General features: G+C 58.6%; 12 protein-coding genes. 2 read left to right on the forward strand and 10 right to left on the reverse strand.

Annotation, left to right across the window (positions count from 1 at the left end; genetic code table 11):
• Window positions 1–23: 23 nt before the first annotated feature.
• The 6 genes from K1X80_RS07215 to K1X80_RS07240 all read right to left on the reverse strand — a co-directional run bounded on the left by K1X80_RS07215 (window position 24) and on the right by K1X80_RS07240 (window position 5557).
• Window positions 24–326: a DUF2282 domain-containing protein gene (locus K1X80_RS07215; protein WP_057439836.1), complete on the reverse strand. Its 303-nt coding sequence runs from the start codon at window positions 324–326 to the stop codon at window positions 24–26.
• 235 nt (window positions 327–561) lie between these two features.
• Entirely contained in the window at window positions 562–1263 is a 702-nt protein-coding gene (locus K1X80_RS07220) for an ABC transporter ATP-binding protein (protein WP_029297115.1), read from the reverse strand.
• Complete coding sequence (livG, locus tag K1X80_RS07225; RefSeq protein ID WP_057958728.1) at window positions 1264–2031, reverse strand: high-affinity branched-chain amino acid ABC transporter ATP-binding protein LivG; 768 nt, start codon at window positions 2029–2031, stop codon at window positions 1264–1266. It lies immediately after the preceding gene.
• Complete coding sequence (locus tag K1X80_RS07230) at window positions 2028–3281, reverse strand: high-affinity branched-chain amino acid ABC transporter permease LivM (RefSeq protein ID WP_032858082.1); 1254 nt, start codon at window positions 3279–3281, stop codon at window positions 2028–2030. Before K1X80_RS07230 ends, livG begins: the two co-directional genes overlap by 4 nt.
• Window positions 3278–4201: a high-affinity branched-chain amino acid ABC transporter permease LivH gene (livH, locus tag K1X80_RS07235; RefSeq protein WP_057958729.1), complete on the reverse strand. Its 924-nt coding sequence runs from the start codon at window positions 4199–4201 to the stop codon at window positions 3278–3280. The genes K1X80_RS07230 and livH overlap by 4 nt, the downstream gene beginning before the upstream one ends.
• Window positions 4202–4429: 228 nt before the next feature.
• Window positions 4430–5557 (reverse strand): branched-chain amino acid ABC transporter substrate-binding protein, encoded by a 1128-nt coding sequence (locus tag K1X80_RS07240; protein WP_057958730.1) that lies wholly within the window; start codon window positions 5555–5557, stop codon window positions 4430–4432.
• Between the two features lie 340 nt (window positions 5558–5897).
• On the opposite strand from K1X80_RS07240, the gene K1X80_RS07245 reads away from it, so the two are divergent.
• Complete coding sequence (locus K1X80_RS07245; RefSeq protein WP_057958731.1) at window positions 5898–6203, forward strand: DUF2288 domain-containing protein; 306 nt, start codon at window positions 5898–5900, stop codon at window positions 6201–6203.
• 305 nt (window positions 6204–6508) lie between these two features.
• Here K1X80_RS07245 and K1X80_RS07250 read toward each other — a convergent pair whose 3' ends face one another.
• The 3 genes from K1X80_RS07250 to K1X80_RS07260 all read right to left on the reverse strand — a co-directional run bounded on the left by K1X80_RS07250 (window position 6509) and on the right by K1X80_RS07260 (window position 11634).
• Window positions 6509–8689, reverse strand: a complete 2181-nt coding sequence (locus K1X80_RS07250) for a hypothetical protein (protein ID WP_057958732.1) — start codon at window positions 8687–8689, stop codon at window positions 6509–6511.
• A gap of 189 nt (window positions 8690–8878) precedes the next feature.
• Window positions 8879–11122, reverse strand: coding sequence for a bifunctional diguanylate cyclase/phosphodiesterase (locus K1X80_RS07255; protein ID WP_198792437.1), 2244 nt, complete (start codon window positions 11120–11122; stop codon window positions 8879–8881).
• A 143-nt stretch (window positions 11123–11265) separates the two neighbouring features.
• Entirely contained in the window at window positions 11266–11634 is a 369-nt protein-coding gene (locus tag K1X80_RS07260) for a YkgJ family cysteine cluster protein (protein ID WP_057958734.1), read from the reverse strand.
• 245 nt (window positions 11635–11879) lie between these two features.
• Here K1X80_RS07260 and K1X80_RS07265 point away from each other — a divergent pair, with 245 nt between their 5' ends.
• The gene (locus K1X80_RS07265; protein WP_057958735.1) at window positions 11880–13226 is read left to right on the forward strand and encodes an MFS transporter; all 1347 of its coding nucleotides are present in this window, start codon (window positions 11880–11882) and stop codon (window positions 13224–13226) included.
• Between the two features lie 189 nt (window positions 13227–13415).
• Here the strand turns inward: K1X80_RS07265 and K1X80_RS07270 are convergent, their stop codons facing one another.
• Window positions 13416–14540 (reverse strand): IS481 family transposase, encoded by a 1125-nt coding sequence (locus tag K1X80_RS07270; RefSeq protein ID WP_057961168.1) that lies wholly within the window; start codon window positions 14538–14540, stop codon window positions 13416–13418.
• Between the last annotated feature and the right edge of the window lie 88 nt (window positions 14541–14628).

The raw sequence follows: 14628 nt of genomic DNA on the forward strand, positions 1-14628 counted from the left end.
GTCAGTACTCAGGCAGGGGTAATTCAGGACTTGGCCTTGAAGGCTTCCAGTTGGCCAAAACCTGTCGGCGAGGTTTGGCTTTCCATCTTCACGCAGGTGCCTTCAGGGACCAGGTTCCAGGCGTTGGCCTGGTAGTCGGTTTTCGAGGTGCCCGCACAGGTAGTGCCGGGGCCTGCGGCGCAGTCATTCTTGCCTTTGAGGGCGACGCCGAAGCATTTTTCCATCTTCGCGTCGTCGGCATGGGCGACAGTGGTCAGGGTGCTCAGGCTCAAGGCCGACCCCAGGGCGAGGACGAGGGTGGCGGCGGACAGCGAACGGGTGGTCATGATGTTTCTCCAGCAGTGAGGTGGGTAAGCAAGCGTTTGTGCTTGCATACCCCACTAGAGAAAGGGGGGAGGGGATCGTTACAGGCGGCTCGAATAAAAGTTAAAACAATGCAAATTCTACGGTTCACACAAAGCAAATGTGGGAGCGGGTTTGCTCGCGATAGAGGTGTGTCAGCCAAACCATCCGGCACCGACACACCGCCTTCGCGGGCAAGCCCGCTCCCACATTCAGACCCTAGCCGCCGAGGTAAGCCTCGCGCACTTTCGGGTCGGTCAGCAGTTGTTCGCCGCTGCCCTGCATCACTACCCGGCCGTTTTCCAACACATAGGCGCGGTCGGCAATTTTCAGTGCCTGGTTGGCGTTCTGTTCCACCAGGAACACCGTCACACCGTCCTTGCGCAGTTGCTCGATGATGTCGAAGATCTGCTGGATGATGATCGGGGCCAGGCCCAGGGACGGCTCATCCAACAGCAGCAGCTTGGGCTTGCTCATCAGCGCACGGCCGATGGCAAGCATTTGCTGTTCGCCACCGGACATGGTGCCGCCGCGCTGGCTGAAGCGCTCCTTGAGCCGAGGGAACAGGTGCAGCACCTTGTCCATCTGCTCCTGGTAGTCGCCCTTGTCGGTAAAGAACCCGCCCATGGCCAGGTTCTCTTCCACGGTCAGGCGGGCAAACACCCGACGGCCTTCCGGGACCACGGCAATGCTCTTGCGCATGATCGCCGCAGAGTGCTGGCCCACCAGTTCCTCACCCATATAGCGGATGCTGCCGCTGTGAGCCTGGGGCGAGCCGCACAAGGTCATCAGCAAGGTGGATTTGCCGGCACCGTTGGCACCGATCAGGGTGACGATCTCGCCCTGGCGCACTTCCACGTTGACGTCGTGCAGGGCCTGGATCTTGCCGTAGAAAGTGGAAACGTTTTCGAATTGCAGCATTTACGCTTCCCCCAAATAGGCTTTGATCACTTCCGGGTTGTCGCGGATCTGCTCCGGCGTCCCGTTGGCCAATGGCGCGCCCTGGTTGATCACGACGATATGGTCGGAAATGCTCATGACCAGTTTCATGTCGTGTTCGATCAGCAGCACGGTGGCGTTGTTTTCTTCACGCAGCACACCGATCAACGCCTTGAGGTCTTCGGTTTCCTTGGGGTTGAGGCCGGCAGCCGGTTCGTCGAGCATCAGGATCCGCGGGCGGGTCATCATGCAGCGGGCGATTTCCAGGCGCCGTTGCTGACCGTAGGCCAGGGTGCCGGCCGGGCGGTTGGCAAACTCGGTCAGGTTGACCTTGTCCAGCCAGTACGCGGCGTACTCCATGGCCTCGCGCTCGCTCTTGCGGAACGCCGGGGTCTTGAACAGGCCCGCGAAGAAATTGGTGTTCAGGTGCCGGTGCTGGGCGATCAGCAGGTTTTCCACGGCGGTCATGTCCTTGAACAACCGCACGTTCTGGAAGGTCCGCACCACGCCCTTGCGGGCGATCTCGTGACCGGCCAGGCCCTGGATCGGCTGGCCGTCCAGCAGGATGCTGCCACCGGCCGGTTTGTAGAAACCGGTCAGGCAGTTGAACACCGTGGTCTTGCCGGCGCCGTTGGGGCCGATCAACGCGACCACTTGTTTCTCTTTGACGGTCAGGGCGACGCCATTGACCGCCAGCAAGCCGCCGAAGCGCATGCTCAGGTTTTCGACTTTCAGGATCTCGCGGCTCATTTGCGCAGCTCCATATGTGGACGTTGCATGGGCAGCAGGCCTTGAGGGCGCCAGATCATCATCAGCACCATCATGGCGCCGAACATCAACATGCGGTACTCGCTGAATTCACGCATCAGTTCCGGCAGCAGGATCATCACGATGGCCGCAAGGATCACGCCCAACTGCGAGCCCATGCCACCCAATACCACGATGGCGAGGATGATTGCCGACTCGATGAAGGTGAACGATTCCGGTGTCACCAGGCCTTGGCGAGCGGCAAAGAAGCTGCCGGCAAAACCGGCGAACGCGGCACCCAGGGTGAAGGCCGAGAGCTTGATGACGGTCGGGTTCAGGCCCAGCGCGCGGCAGGCGATTTCGTCTTCACGCAGCGCTTCCCAGGCACGCCCGATCGGCATGCGCAGCAGGCGGTTGATCACGAACAGCGCGGCCAGGGCCAGCAACAGGGCGACCAGGTACAGGAACACCACCTTGCTCACCGGGTTGTAGGCAATCCCGAAGTACTCGTGGAAGGTCTGCATACCTTCGGCAGCGGAGCGATCAAACGACAAGCCGAAGAACGTTGGCTTGGGAATGCTGCTGATGCCGTTGGGGCCGCCGGTGATATCGGTGAGGTTACGCAGGAACAGACGGATGATTTCACCGAAGCCCAGGGTCACGATGGCCAGGTAGTCACCGCGCAGGCGCAACACCGGGAAGCCCAGCAGGAAGCCGAAGGTGGCCGCCGCCATGCCGGCCAGAGGCAGGCAGATCCAGAAGCTCCAGCCCAGGTAGTGCGAGAGCAGCGCGTAGGTGTAGGCACCTACTGCGTAGAAGCCCACATAACCCAGGTCGAGCAGGCCCGCGAGGCCCACCACGATGTTCAGGCCCAGGCCCAGCAGCACGTAGATCAGGATCAGGGTGGCGATATCCACCGCACCACGGGAGCCGAAGAATGGCCAGATCAACGCGGCCACGATCAGGCCGATGATGATGTAGCGCTGGGTGCGCGGCAGGGTCAGGAACTGGCTGACCTTGGGCGAGACCAGCGGGCCACGGTTGGACTTGAGCAGCGCACCGACCTGCTGGGTGAACAGCACCCGCAGGAACATCAGCACCGAGCACAGGGCAATGATGGTCAGGGTGACTGGCCCGGTGCCGTGTACTTCAAGGTTGATCCCGACAATGCTCAGCTTGAGCCCGAGTACCGGAAAGGCCACGGCCCATACCAGCAAGGCGCTGAAAAACGCCGATTTAAGATATCTGCTCATACTTTCTCAACCTCCGGACGGCCCAGGATGCCGGTCGGCCGGAATAACAGCACCAGAACCAATAGACCGAATGCCACCACGTCCTTGTACTGGTCGCCGAAGATATCGGCACCAAAGGCTTCGGCCACACCCAGCACCAGCCCGCCGAGCATCGCGCCCGGAATACTGCCGATGCCGCCGAGGACCGCCGCAGTGAAGGCTTTGAGCCCCACCAGGAAGCCGGCGTTGGGGTTGATCACGCCATACTGCATGCTCAGCAACACGGCAGCGACGGCGGCCAGTGCGGCGCCGATGACGAAGGTCAGGGCAATGATGTTGTTGGTGTTGATACCCAGCAGGTTGGCCATCTTGATGTCTTCGGCGCAGGCCCGGCAGGCGCGCCCCAGACGGGAGCGGGAGATGAACAGGGTCAGGCCCAGCATGGCCACCAGGGTGACGACGAAGACCAGGATCTGCATGTAGGAAATCAGCACTTCTTCTGCACCACCTGGACCGAAGGAAAAGCTCCCCGGGATCAGGTTGGGAATGGACTTGTCCTTGGAGTCCTGGGACAGCAATACGGTGTTCTGCAGGAAAATCGACATGCCGATGGCAGAAATCAACGGGATCAGGCGGTTGCTGCCACGCAAGGGGCGGTACGCAACACGTTCGATACTGTAGCCGTAGGCACTGGTTACGACGATTGACGCAAGGAACGCGGCAGTCATTAACAGCGGCAGGGAGTGGATACCCATCATGGCCAGCCCGGCAATGGCGATAAACGCCACGTAGGAGCCAATCATGTACACCTCGCCGTGGGCGAAGTTGATCATTCCAATGATGCCGTAAACCATTGTGTAGCCAATGGCTATCAAGGCATAGGTGCTGCCAATGGTCAGGCCATTAACCAGCTGTTGGAAAAAATGATAGATCTCAGGCATTACAGCGCTCCTAAAAACCCGATACGCATTTCACTGGTGGAGTCATCTTCCTGCTCGGTGCTGTGTTCTGTGAGCACATTTGCACAAAGCATTTGCCAGCGAACCGCTGGTGACGGTTTTAAGATTTTCAGGTGAACCAGCGCCCGGATCGCGGGTGCGTGGCCCATAAACCTCGTAAAACAAAACCCACTGCTTGCACAGTGGGCTTGTTATCCAGTAACGCCTGGCTTACTGAGGGGAAACTTCGGTTTTTGGTTGACCGAAGTGCCATTCGTAGACCACGAACTTGAAGTCTTTCAGGTCGCCGTTCTTATCGAAGCTCAGGTCGCCGGTCGGGGTCTTGAAGGTGCCCGCGTGGATGGCCTCTGCCACTTTGGTGGTGTCTTCGCTTTTGGCAGCTGCGATGCCGCCCGCGATGATTTCAACCGCCGAGTAGGCTGGGAACACGAACGGACCGCTTGGGTCTTTGCCGTCAGCCTTGAGTGCGTCGACGATGGCCTTGTTCGCAGGGTCGGCGTCGAAGGATTTCGGCAGGGTGACCAGCAGGCCTTCGGAGGCTTTCTGGGCGATTTGCGAGATGGAGTCGTTGCCCACGCCTTCCGGGCCCATGAACTTGGCTTTCAGGCCTTTTTCCTGGGATTGACGCAGGATCAGACCCAGTTCTGGGTGGTAGCCGCCGTAGTAGACGAAGTCGACGTTGGCTTGCTTGAGCTTCTGGATAATCGAGGAGAAGTCCTTGTCGCCGGCGTTCAGGCCTTCGAACACGGCAACCTTGGTGCCTTTGCTCTCGAGGGTCTGCTTAACGGCGGTGGCGATGCCTTCACCGTATTGTTGCTTGTCGTGCAGGACTGCCACGACCTTCGGCTTGACGTGGTCGGCGATGTAGTTGCCGGCCGCTGGGCCCTGGGCGCTGTCCAGGCCGATGGTACGGAAGATCAGCTTGTAGCCACGGGAGGTGATTTCCGGGCTGGTAGCCGCCGGAGTGATCATGATCACGCCTTCGTCTTCGTAGATGTCGGTTGCAGGTTGAGTGGAGCTGGAGCAGAGGTGGCCGACCACGAACTTGACGCCGTCGTTGACCACTTTGTTGGCGACGGCAACGGCTTGTTTAGGGTCGCAAGCGTCGTCGTATTCCTTGGCCTCAAGCATTTTGCCATCGACACCGCCCTTGGCGTTGATGTCCTTGATGGCTTGCTTGGCGCCCATGAACTGCATATCGCCGTATTGGGTCACAGGGCCGGTTTTAGGGCCGGCAATACCGATCTTGATGGTGTCAGCTGCGAACGAATGGCCGGCAACCCCAGCCAGGACCATAGCGGCAAACAGTTTGGAAATCTGCTTAGTAGCCTTATTCATAGTGCTCCACTCTTACTGTTGTATTTTTTATAGTTCTAGCGGCCTTGTGGGCTACAGAACCGGATCAGATATCTCGGATATCCCCCGGCAGCGGCCTGGCAACTGTACCGGTACAGTGTAGAGCGCCGGTTGATCGCTTGAAAAGCTGGCTGCTGGGGGCAAACGCCGGGTATGTCGCTTAAATGAAAGAAAAAGACAGAATAGCGGCGGGTGCTTGCCAGAGTCTCGGGCAATCCTTGGCGTTCCTGACACTTTCAATCGGTGCCTCAATTGCAACTGGGTTTTTCTGGGGAAGCCTCGACGGTATGATTGCGCCGATTTTTTCCTCAGGTGAGTTCCCATGACGCAAGAACCTAGCACCCTCTATGCCAAGCTGCTCGGCGAAACCGCGGAAATTTCCTGGAAGGAGCTCGAACCGTTCTTTGCCAAGGGTGCCCTATTGTGGGTCGACGCTGGCCTGGATTTGATCGAAGCGGCCGAGGGAATGGCCGAGGACAACCGTGACAAAGTGGCCGCCTGGCTGGCCTCCGGGAGCCTTGGCGAAGTGTCTGCGACGCGGGCATTGGACCTGGTGGAGCGTGATCCGAGCTTGTGGGCGGTGGTGGTTTCACCGTGGATTCTGATCCAGGAAAGGGCATCGAACTAAACGCGCGCACCGAAATAGTGCGAGTTGCGCGCCATTAAAAGTGTGTAGCGGAGTAACCGCTTTGCCCATGATGGCAACTGGCCGTGAAGAAAGGTCACAGGCGAGGGTGACGTAAACGTCAGGGGAACAGTTTTGCGGGGCGCGGATGGCCTGGGGAATTGTTTCTTGGTGTGGCAAGGTTAGGGGTATTTGTTGCCGGTTAGACCGCTATCGCAGGCAAGCCAGCTCCCACATCCAGCCGCATTCCAAGAGTGGAACTCGGACAACTGTGGGAGCGGGCTTGCTCGCGATGGGCGCACCTCGGTCTAGGCGGTCTTGCCCGTATGGTTGTTCAGCGAGATCACCTTGGTCTTGCCAATCCGGTGACGATAAATCTCACGCAGGTACTTGATCGCCTTCTTCACGCAATCGCGCGACAGGCGAATGTCGTTGATCGAGACAAACTTCTCTTTGTCGTTGATCAGCTCGCGGTACTTCTTCTCATACATCGGCTTGATCGCGTACCAGTTGGTATCGAGGATCTTCGCCGGGTTCTCGAATTCGTTGAGCAACTCGTCGATACGGTCCTCGTCGAAGTCTTCATGGATGATGAAGTCCAGGATCGAGTTGTCCAGGGTCTCGTCGAAACGGTACGGGTTGCGGGCAAAGCAGCGCTTGATAAAGGCCACGATCAACGTCAGGAAGTCATCCGACAGGCACGGGCTCTTGGCGATCAGGGTGGTCAACGACAGGTTGGCCGAAGCACCGATCACCAGGGCGTAGCGCTTGAGGGTGGTGTTGGGGAACAGGCTGTTGAGGTGGGTCTTGAGCCGGTTCAGGTCCATATAGGACAGTTTGTAGTCCTTGGGCAGGGAGACGATGGACACCACCGACGAGCAGTTCTTGAAGAAGTGCAGGTCATGCAGGGCCGCTGCGTCATAGCCGGAGTTCTTGTACTGCTCCAGGGAGGCCTTGTAGCGCTTGGATTCGATCGGCAACAGGCTGATGCCTTCGATGGCCTGGGTGACTTTATTGAAGTGGGGCAGGTCGATGGAGCGGAAGAACAAATCGTCGATGTTCAGGCGCTGCGGCTCTTTTTCAAACACCTTGAACTTGTCGTTGCTCGGCGCCGGGGTTTCCGGGACCACCGACTCGGCGTAGGCAATTGCCACCGGCCCGGCCAGGCTCATGAACAGGTCGTTGGCGTCCAGGCGAATGGTTTCACCGATGTCGATGCCGGCGCGGCGGAAATAGTTCTGGTCATAGTCGGTCGTCACCGCCTGAGCCGTCAGGATGTTGAAGATCTGCTGTGAGATGTACTGGTTGGCGTGTTTTTCCATGGCATTGACGTCAATGTTCTGGATGTTGCCGTCGTCGCTTTCTTCGGCGTAACGCATGATGTCGTTGGAGATCAGCATCATCGCGTTCCACGGGCGGATACGGCCTTTGACACTGGCCTCGCTGCTGTCTTCATTGTCGAAGTTGTACGAGAAATCCCATTCCTCCGACAGGTACTTGCACAGCAGCCGACCGGCGTTGATGTGCAGCGCCTCGGACATTTCGCTGCGGTGATCGGAGATGTTCGGCAGCACGCAGATCCCGCTGGTGAAAATCGGCTCGAACACAAAGGCATGGCCGCTCTTGCTGTCATGCTCGTCGGCAGGTTTGGTGTCGAAGGTCTTGTTCATGTACGAGTGTTGCTGGGCCAGGCCGAACTCCGAGGCCATGCCCGAGCCGGTGCCGCCGCCGGCGCTGAAGATCGAGAAGTACAGGCGCGACTGGTTGGCCTTGATCCCGCAGGAGTCGATCAGGTACGAATGGATCATCTTCCAGTCAGGGCTGGAAAAACGCTGGGTGTCTTTGTTGAGGATGATCTTGGCCAGGTACTGGCCGAGGATCGGTGCGTTACCGGCGCCACCGGCATGCACTTCCGACAGGTCCATGATTTTCATTTTGCTGTAGTCGCGCAAAAAGCCGCTTTTCTCGCCCTTGCGCGAGAAACGGATGCGTCCGGCGATGTCTTTGTCCAGGTCGCCGAGCATCACCAGGGGTTCTACCAGAAACACCGGCTTGCTGGCCTTGCTGGCGCCCAGGCGCAGGTTGTTACGGATCCACTGGGCCGGGCTGTAGCCTTTTTCAACGTAGGATTTGTCTTCGGTGCTGAACTCGTTCAGATAAAACTTGCGGGCGTTGTACACCAGTTCCGCCACATCCAGGGCGATGTTGGAACCACAGCGCCCCAGGCCGATCAGGCAGACCGAGGGAAACTCCTGCTCACTGTGCAGCTCGCTGTCACCGTCAAGGTGCGGCGGGCGCGGGAACACCATGTCGCGCAGGCCATCGAGGTTGTCGAGGATGCGGTCGGTGTTGGTTTCGGTGAAGTACAGGTATTGCTGGGTGCCCAGCGCACGTTGACTGGTCAATGACTTTGAACCTGAGGGTTTTTCCGCAGGCGCTGTCAGCAACACGTCGGATACCGCGGTAACAGGATTATTTTTAGAAGTCATTGTGCGCCATGTGCCTGGACGGATGGCCGGAAAACATCAAAGAGCCATCACCGAGTGAGAGTTCGCGACTTTACCCGATAGGGTTTAACCCTAGGTTTTCTAGGGAAAAGCTACGTTGGACTCTCATGAATCGGCCGTTCGTCGGCGTTCTTTAATCAAATACTGGCTATTTGCCCTGATGCTGGCGTTTCAGCGAATAGGGCGGACTACCGAAGAACCCGTCGATGAACCCTTTGCGCTGGTCGTGTCCTTGCTGCCCGCCAGGCCCGGCGGGTTGCGCTGGTCAAGTGCCGTGATCACGGCACTGATTTCACTGGCCGGCACCGCTGCACTGAGCAGGTAACCCTGCACGTAATCGCAGCCATGTTTGATCAACAGCTCCAGTTGCTGCTGGGTTTCCACGCCTTCGGTAATGACCTGCAGGTGCAGGGTGTGGGCCATGCCGATGATTGCCTGGACAATCTCCATATCGGAGGTGGACTTGGGAATGTCCTGGATAAAGGAGCGGTCGATCTTCAGCGTGTTGAGGGGCAGGCGCTTGAGGTAGGAGAGGGAGGAGTAGCCGGTGCCGAAGTCGTCGATGGACAGCGCCACACCCAGCGCACGGATTTGCCGCAGCAGGATCAGGGTGCTGCTGATGTTGCCCATCAAGGCATTCTCGGTCACTTCCAGCTCCAGGCGGCTGGCGGCGATGCCGCTGTTGCGCAAGGCGTATTCGATTTCATCTGCCAGTTCGTCCCGGGCCAGGTTCAGGGCCGAACAATTCACGGCCATGACCAGGTCCGGGTGCCCCTGGTCCGTCAGCCAGCCCAGGTCGGCACAGGCCTGGCGCAGCACCCAGTTGTCCAGCTCGGCGATCAGGCCGTTGTTTTCGGCGATGCCGATAAACCGTTCGGGCGCCAGCAGCCCATGTTGCGGGTGTTGCCAGCGCACCAGGGCTTCGAGGCGGGTGACCTTGCCTTTGTGCAGGTCCAGAATCGGTTGGTAGTGCAGGACCAGTTCCTTTTGGTTGCGCAATGCATTGCGCAATTCCTCTTCCAACTGCAGTTCGAGAAAGGCCCGGGTTTTCAGGTTGGAGCTGAAGAAGTTCAAGCTGTTGCGCCCGCCATCCTTGGATTGATACAGCGCCAGGTCGGCGGTTTTCAGCAGTTCCTCGCAGGTGGTCCCGTCCTCGGGAAACACGCTGATACCGATGCTGGTGGTCATCACCATGCGCCGGCCAGCCAGCTCGATGGGCTCTTTCATTTTCTGCATGATGCGCTGGGCCATGTGCCGCGCTTCGTCGCGATGACGGATGTTGATCAGGATGCAGAATTCATCACCGCCAAAGCGCGCCACTACATCATTGTGACTGCGTATCGAACTCTTGATATGGCCGGCCAGGACTGTCAGCAGCTCATCGCCGGCATCATGGCCGAGGCTGTCGTTGATCCGCTTGAAGTGGTCGATGTCGAGGAAGATCACCGCCAGCATGCCCTCGGCCTGGGCTTTCTGCGCGAGGCTTTCGGCGAAGATCTGGTTGAAACCCCGGCGATTGAGCAGGCTGGTCAGGGCGTCGTAGTGGGCCACTTGCTGCAGGGATGCGCGCGCCTGGTCCAGCTCGGTCAGCAGGGCATTGACCCGACGCAGGTCGCGTTCCTTGTGCTGCAGTTTTTTGTCGGCGAGGGCCGCGCTGATGCTGCTGCCGATGACCAACAACGTGATGACGGCCACCGACAGGCCCAGTTGCGTCGGGTTGTTGTCGATGGGCAATGCCGGCAAGGCCCCGGTGGGCAGCAGCAATTGCATGGCAGCCATACCGGTGAAGTGCATGCTGATAATGCCGGCACCGAGCACCAGGCTGGCAGCGTACTTGAGCAGTTGGTGGAACATTCCATTGCCATTGCGCAGGTAGCGGGACAACAGCAAGGCGGCCAGGCTGGCGCCAATGGCAATGGCCACCGACAACCCAAACAGCCCGCTGGAAAAATACACCTGGGCCTCGGAGCGCATGGCGGCCATGCCCACGTAGTGCATCAGGGCGATGCCCAGGCCCATGCAGGTGGCCGCCGTCAGGTACTGATGAAAACGCATTCGGGCATGACTGAGGGTTTGCAGGGCGAACAACGAAGCGATCAATGCGATCGCCAATGAAGCCAGCGTCAGGAACCATTCGTAATGGATAGTGATGGGCGCCTGGAGCGCCAGCATGCTGATGAAGTGCGTCGACCAGATCCCGCCGGCCAGGCAACCGGCACCGATCCAGCGCCAATGGCGTTTTGCCGTCAGGTTATCAACGTGGCCGACACGCTCCGCCATGTCCAGGGTGCCAAAGCTCGCGGCGCAGGCAACCAGGTACGCCAGTAGCACCAGGAAGGGGTTATGGGTGCAATTAAGTAATAAATACCCGCTCTCGGGAAGCGGGGTAAAAAAATGCAGACCCAGCCATTCCATAGCACGTCCCGTTGCAGAGTCATCTCGTGTCACTGCGCGTGGCGATGACCTATGGAATCGAGTATAGAAGGCTCAACGGAATCGCAAGCCGTAATGGCATTTTGATTGCTTTGATTTTGGCATGCTCCCCATAGCCAATGGTGCTAAGCACTGATGGGCAGCTCGAACTCGTAAGGCGGTTGCTCCAGCGGCGCCAAGCCGAATGCGGCGCGGGCGGCGTCGCAATCGACGTTCACTTCACCCTGGCTCCATGAGGCCTCGAACTCCCGGCACACGCTGGAACGCTGCTCGTAGATCGAACAACGGGTGGTGCTGCCCACTTCGCCTTCCAGGCTGCAGCAGCGTGCCGGTTTCTGGTCGGTGCCGATCATCGCCACCCGCGTGGGGTTGATCTGTACCACGCGGTCATCGGGTACGGTGCCGCCTGATGAGGCGCATTCGCCCCAAAAGAAAGACACGCGAAAGTGTGAACAGCAGGCACCGCAATTCAGACACGGACTGGCATCGGACATGGCACGTCATCAATAAGAGGTAAGGGGGAACTGCGGAAGGCTCGCTATTCTATGCCTGCCAAGGCGCTTGGGAAGGGGGGCGCATGCTTATTTTTTTAGCGGGAAAATCCGGCTGTCCTGGATGAAATTACGCCCTATCAGCTTTACGAATCATTACAGACAACCGCGCCGCGCCTGACTAGATTGCAGGTTCCGGGCAGGATGCGTCGGCATCGAGCCTCTATAACAATAAAAGAGACGGACCCATGCAGAACTCGACCCAAGCGGCGAATGCCTGGCGCATTCTGTTCCTGCTGTTCCTGGCCAACCTGTTCAACTTCTTTGATCGCACGATCCCGGCGATCATCATCGAGCCGATCCGCATGGAATGGCACCTCAGTGACTTCCAGCTCGGCATCATCGGCACCGCATTCACCATCGTCTATGCGATTGCCGGCTTGCCCCTGGGGCGCCTGGCCGATACCGGCTCGCGCAGCAAGCTGATGGGCTGGGGCCTGGCGAGTTGGAGCGCGCTGACGGCGGTCAACGGCATGGTTGGCAGCTTCTGGACCTTTCTGCTGGTGCGCATGGGCATCGGCATTGGTGAAGCCAGTTACGCGCCGGCCGCCAACTCGTTGATCGGCGACCTGTTCCCGGCCCACCGTCGCGCCCGGGCCATGGGGATTTTCATGCTGGGCCTGCCCCTGGGCCTGTTGCTGGCGTTCTTCACCATCGGTGCGATGGTCGAGGCGTTCGACAGCTGGCGTGCGCCGTTCTTTATTGCGGCCGTCCCTGGGCTGATCCTTGCGGTGTTCATGTTCTACATCAAGGAGCCCAAGCGCGGCGCCGCCGAAACCGTGCAAGTCTCCCAGGAGAAAGTCGACCGGCCGATCCGGCGCGTGCTGGCGGTGCCGACCTTTCTGTGGCTGGTGCTGGCGGGGCTGTGCTTTAACTTTGCGACCTATGCCTGTAACTCGTTCCTGGTGCCGATGCTGCAACGTTACTTCCTGATGCCTTTGCAGGAGGCGGCCGTGGCGACCGGGGTGATTGTCGGCGTGACCGGTCTGTTCGGCCTGACCTTGGGCGGCCTGGTGGCGGACAAGATTCACCAGCGCATTGCCAATGGCCGCTTACTGTTTGCCGCCTTCAGCCTGATTATCTCCACGGTATGCACTGCCTGGGCCCTGCATGCGGGGCGCATCGAGATCGGGGTGTTTGTCGCGGTGTTCAGTGTGGGCTGGTTGTTTGCCTATAACTTCTACACCTGCGTGTACACGGCGATCCAGGATGTGGTGGAGCCGCGCCTGCGGGCCACGGCCATGGCGCTGTTTTTCGCCGGCCTGTATCTGCTGGGGGGTGGCATGGGGCCGGTGGTGGTGGGCGCGCTGTCTGATCACTTTGCCCATGCGGCAATGTACGCGGCGGGTGCCGAGCAAATGACCGAGGCGTTCAAGGCGGTGGGGCTGCATGACGCCATGTACCTGATTCCGGTGGCGTTGTTCCTGACCATGCTGTTTCTGTTCCAGGCTTCGCGGTGTTTTGTGCGCGATGCCAAGCGGATGAAGGATGGGTTGGGGAGGGTTGAGGTGCCGGCGGCGGCGGCTACTGCTTGAAACCGAGGTGACGCCAGCGCAGCATAGGTATCTACACAACTCTTTTATCTAGTGCTTATTGGGTTTGTGTACATATCCGTTACTGCGGTCACGGCGGCTATTGGTTCCGCCCTTACGGCGGGTCACTTTCGAAGAGCGTGTACGGACCGGACACATAGTGGACACATGTGCGGGGACATAGTTGACACATTATGAACCATAGTCCGGTTTGCTCACGTCGATCGTTCGTAGGAAATGGTGGCAGAAGTAGACGTCAAAGAGCCCGTCACTTTCAGGGTTAGGCCGAACTGCGATGTGCTGCCCAACCAGCCCCTTGGCAATGCTGAAGTAACGTTTCTGAAAGCGAAATCGGCTGTGATAAACCTTGGCCAGCACATCATCCGGCCCATATTCAAACTCCGATAGCTGCTGCGGATAAGCCCAGGGGCTTGCTCGATACCGGTCCATAGGCACCTTGTAGTCCAGTGCTTGGTGAGGGCGTTTTAAGTTATAGACCTCACGCCATTGATCAAACGCTGTTTGAGCATCCTTGATCGTGGAGAATTGACGCCCATCAAGCACCTCGGCTTTGAGTGAACGATGGAAGCGCTCAATCTTTCCATTGGTTTGAGGGTGATAAGGACGACTGAAGCTGATCCTGATCCCCAAGCGAATCAACCAGATACTTAATTCTGTGATTTCCCCAGGGTTGCGTGGCGAGCCCCATGGCGGCCCATTGTCAACGTTGATGCGAGCCGGTAAACCAAAGCGCTGGAATACCTCGATCATCTTTTCCTTCACTGTGATTCCACGCTCGTTATCACAAGCTTGAATCGCCAAATTGAATCGTGAGTGATCGTCCAACAACGTCAGCGGATGGCATCGGCCTTCTTGCGTCGGGAAGTGCCCTTTGAAATCCATCTGCCAAAGATCGTTAGGTGCATCGTGTTCAAATCTCAGCTTTGCTTCTTGTTCCTTCTGAACAGGCTGAATCAGCCCGCATCGGTGCAGAACATTGGTGACAGTGCTAGGAGCAATCTGCTTTTTCAAAAGGCTGCTGATTGTACGTCCGCCCCAAGCGGGATGTGCTCGCCTAAGCGCTATGACTTCCGCTTCCAGAGCTGGCGCGGTTAGCTTTGGGCTAGTCGCAGGTTTTCGGGACTTCTCTTGCAGTCCAGACTGCCCCTGCATTTCATAGCGTTTCAACCACTTATAGGCCGTTTGCGGACTGATGCCGAACCGTCGACACAGCTCTCGTTTATTGCTGCCGGGTTGCCGTGCTAAGGCAATGAACTCTTCTTTCAGGCTCATGGTATCTCTCGTGTCCCAGGGCATGATGGCTTTCCGGCGAAGTTGGCTCGCCAAAAGTGTCCACCATGTCCCCGCACACCCGTCAACCATGTGTCCGGTCCGTACAAAGAGC

The sequence above is a fragment of the Pseudomonas sp. So3.2b genome (assembly GCF_019464415.1).
GTDB classification, from domain to species: domain Bacteria; phylum Pseudomonadota; class Gammaproteobacteria; order Pseudomonadales; family Pseudomonadaceae; genus Aquipseudomonas; species Aquipseudomonas shahriarae.

Bases quoted from the DNA above. Each gene is read 5' to 3' on its own strand.
- K1X80_RS07215 (WP_057439836.1), bottom strand. From the start codon at position 326: ATGACCACCCGTTCGCTGTCCGCCGCCACCCTCGTCCTCGCCCTGGGG.
- K1X80_RS07220 (WP_029297115.1), bottom strand. From the start codon at position 1,263: ATGCTGCAATTCGAAAACGTTTCCACTTTCTACGGCAAGATCCAGGCC.
- livG (WP_057958728.1), bottom strand. From the start codon at position 2,031: ATGAGCCGCGAGATCCTGAAAGTCGAAAACCTGAGCATGCGCTTCGGC.
- K1X80_RS07230 (WP_032858082.1), bottom strand. From the start codon at position 3,281: ATGAGCAGATATCTTAAATCGGCGTTTTTCAGCGCCTTGCTGGTATGG.
- livH (WP_057958729.1), bottom strand. From the start codon at position 4,201: ATGCCTGAGATCTATCATTTTTTCCAACAGCTGGTTAATGGCCTGACC.
- K1X80_RS07240 (WP_057958730.1), bottom strand. From the start codon at position 5,557: ATGAATAAGGCTACTAAGCAGATTTCCAAACTGTTTGCCGCTATGGTC.
- K1X80_RS07245 (WP_057958731.1), top strand. From the start codon at position 5,898: ATGACGCAAGAACCTAGCACCCTCTATGCCAAGCTGCTCGGCGAAACC.
- K1X80_RS07250 (WP_057958732.1), bottom strand. From the start codon at position 8,689: ATGACTTCTAAAAATAATCCTGTTACCGCGGTATCCGACGTGTTGCTG.
- K1X80_RS07255 (WP_198792437.1), bottom strand. From the start codon at position 11,122: ATGGAATGGCTGGGTCTGCATTTTTTTACCCCGCTTCCCGAGAGCGGG.
- K1X80_RS07260 (WP_057958734.1), bottom strand. From the start codon at position 11,634: ATGTCCGATGCCAGTCCGTGTCTGAATTGCGGTGCCTGCTGTTCACAC.
- K1X80_RS07265 (WP_057958735.1), top strand. From the start codon at position 11,880: ATGCAGAACTCGACCCAAGCGGCGAATGCCTGGCGCATTCTGTTCCTG.
- K1X80_RS07270 (WP_057961168.1), bottom strand. From the start codon at position 14,540: ATGCCCTGGGACACGAGAGATACCATGAGCCTGAAAGAAGAGTTCATT.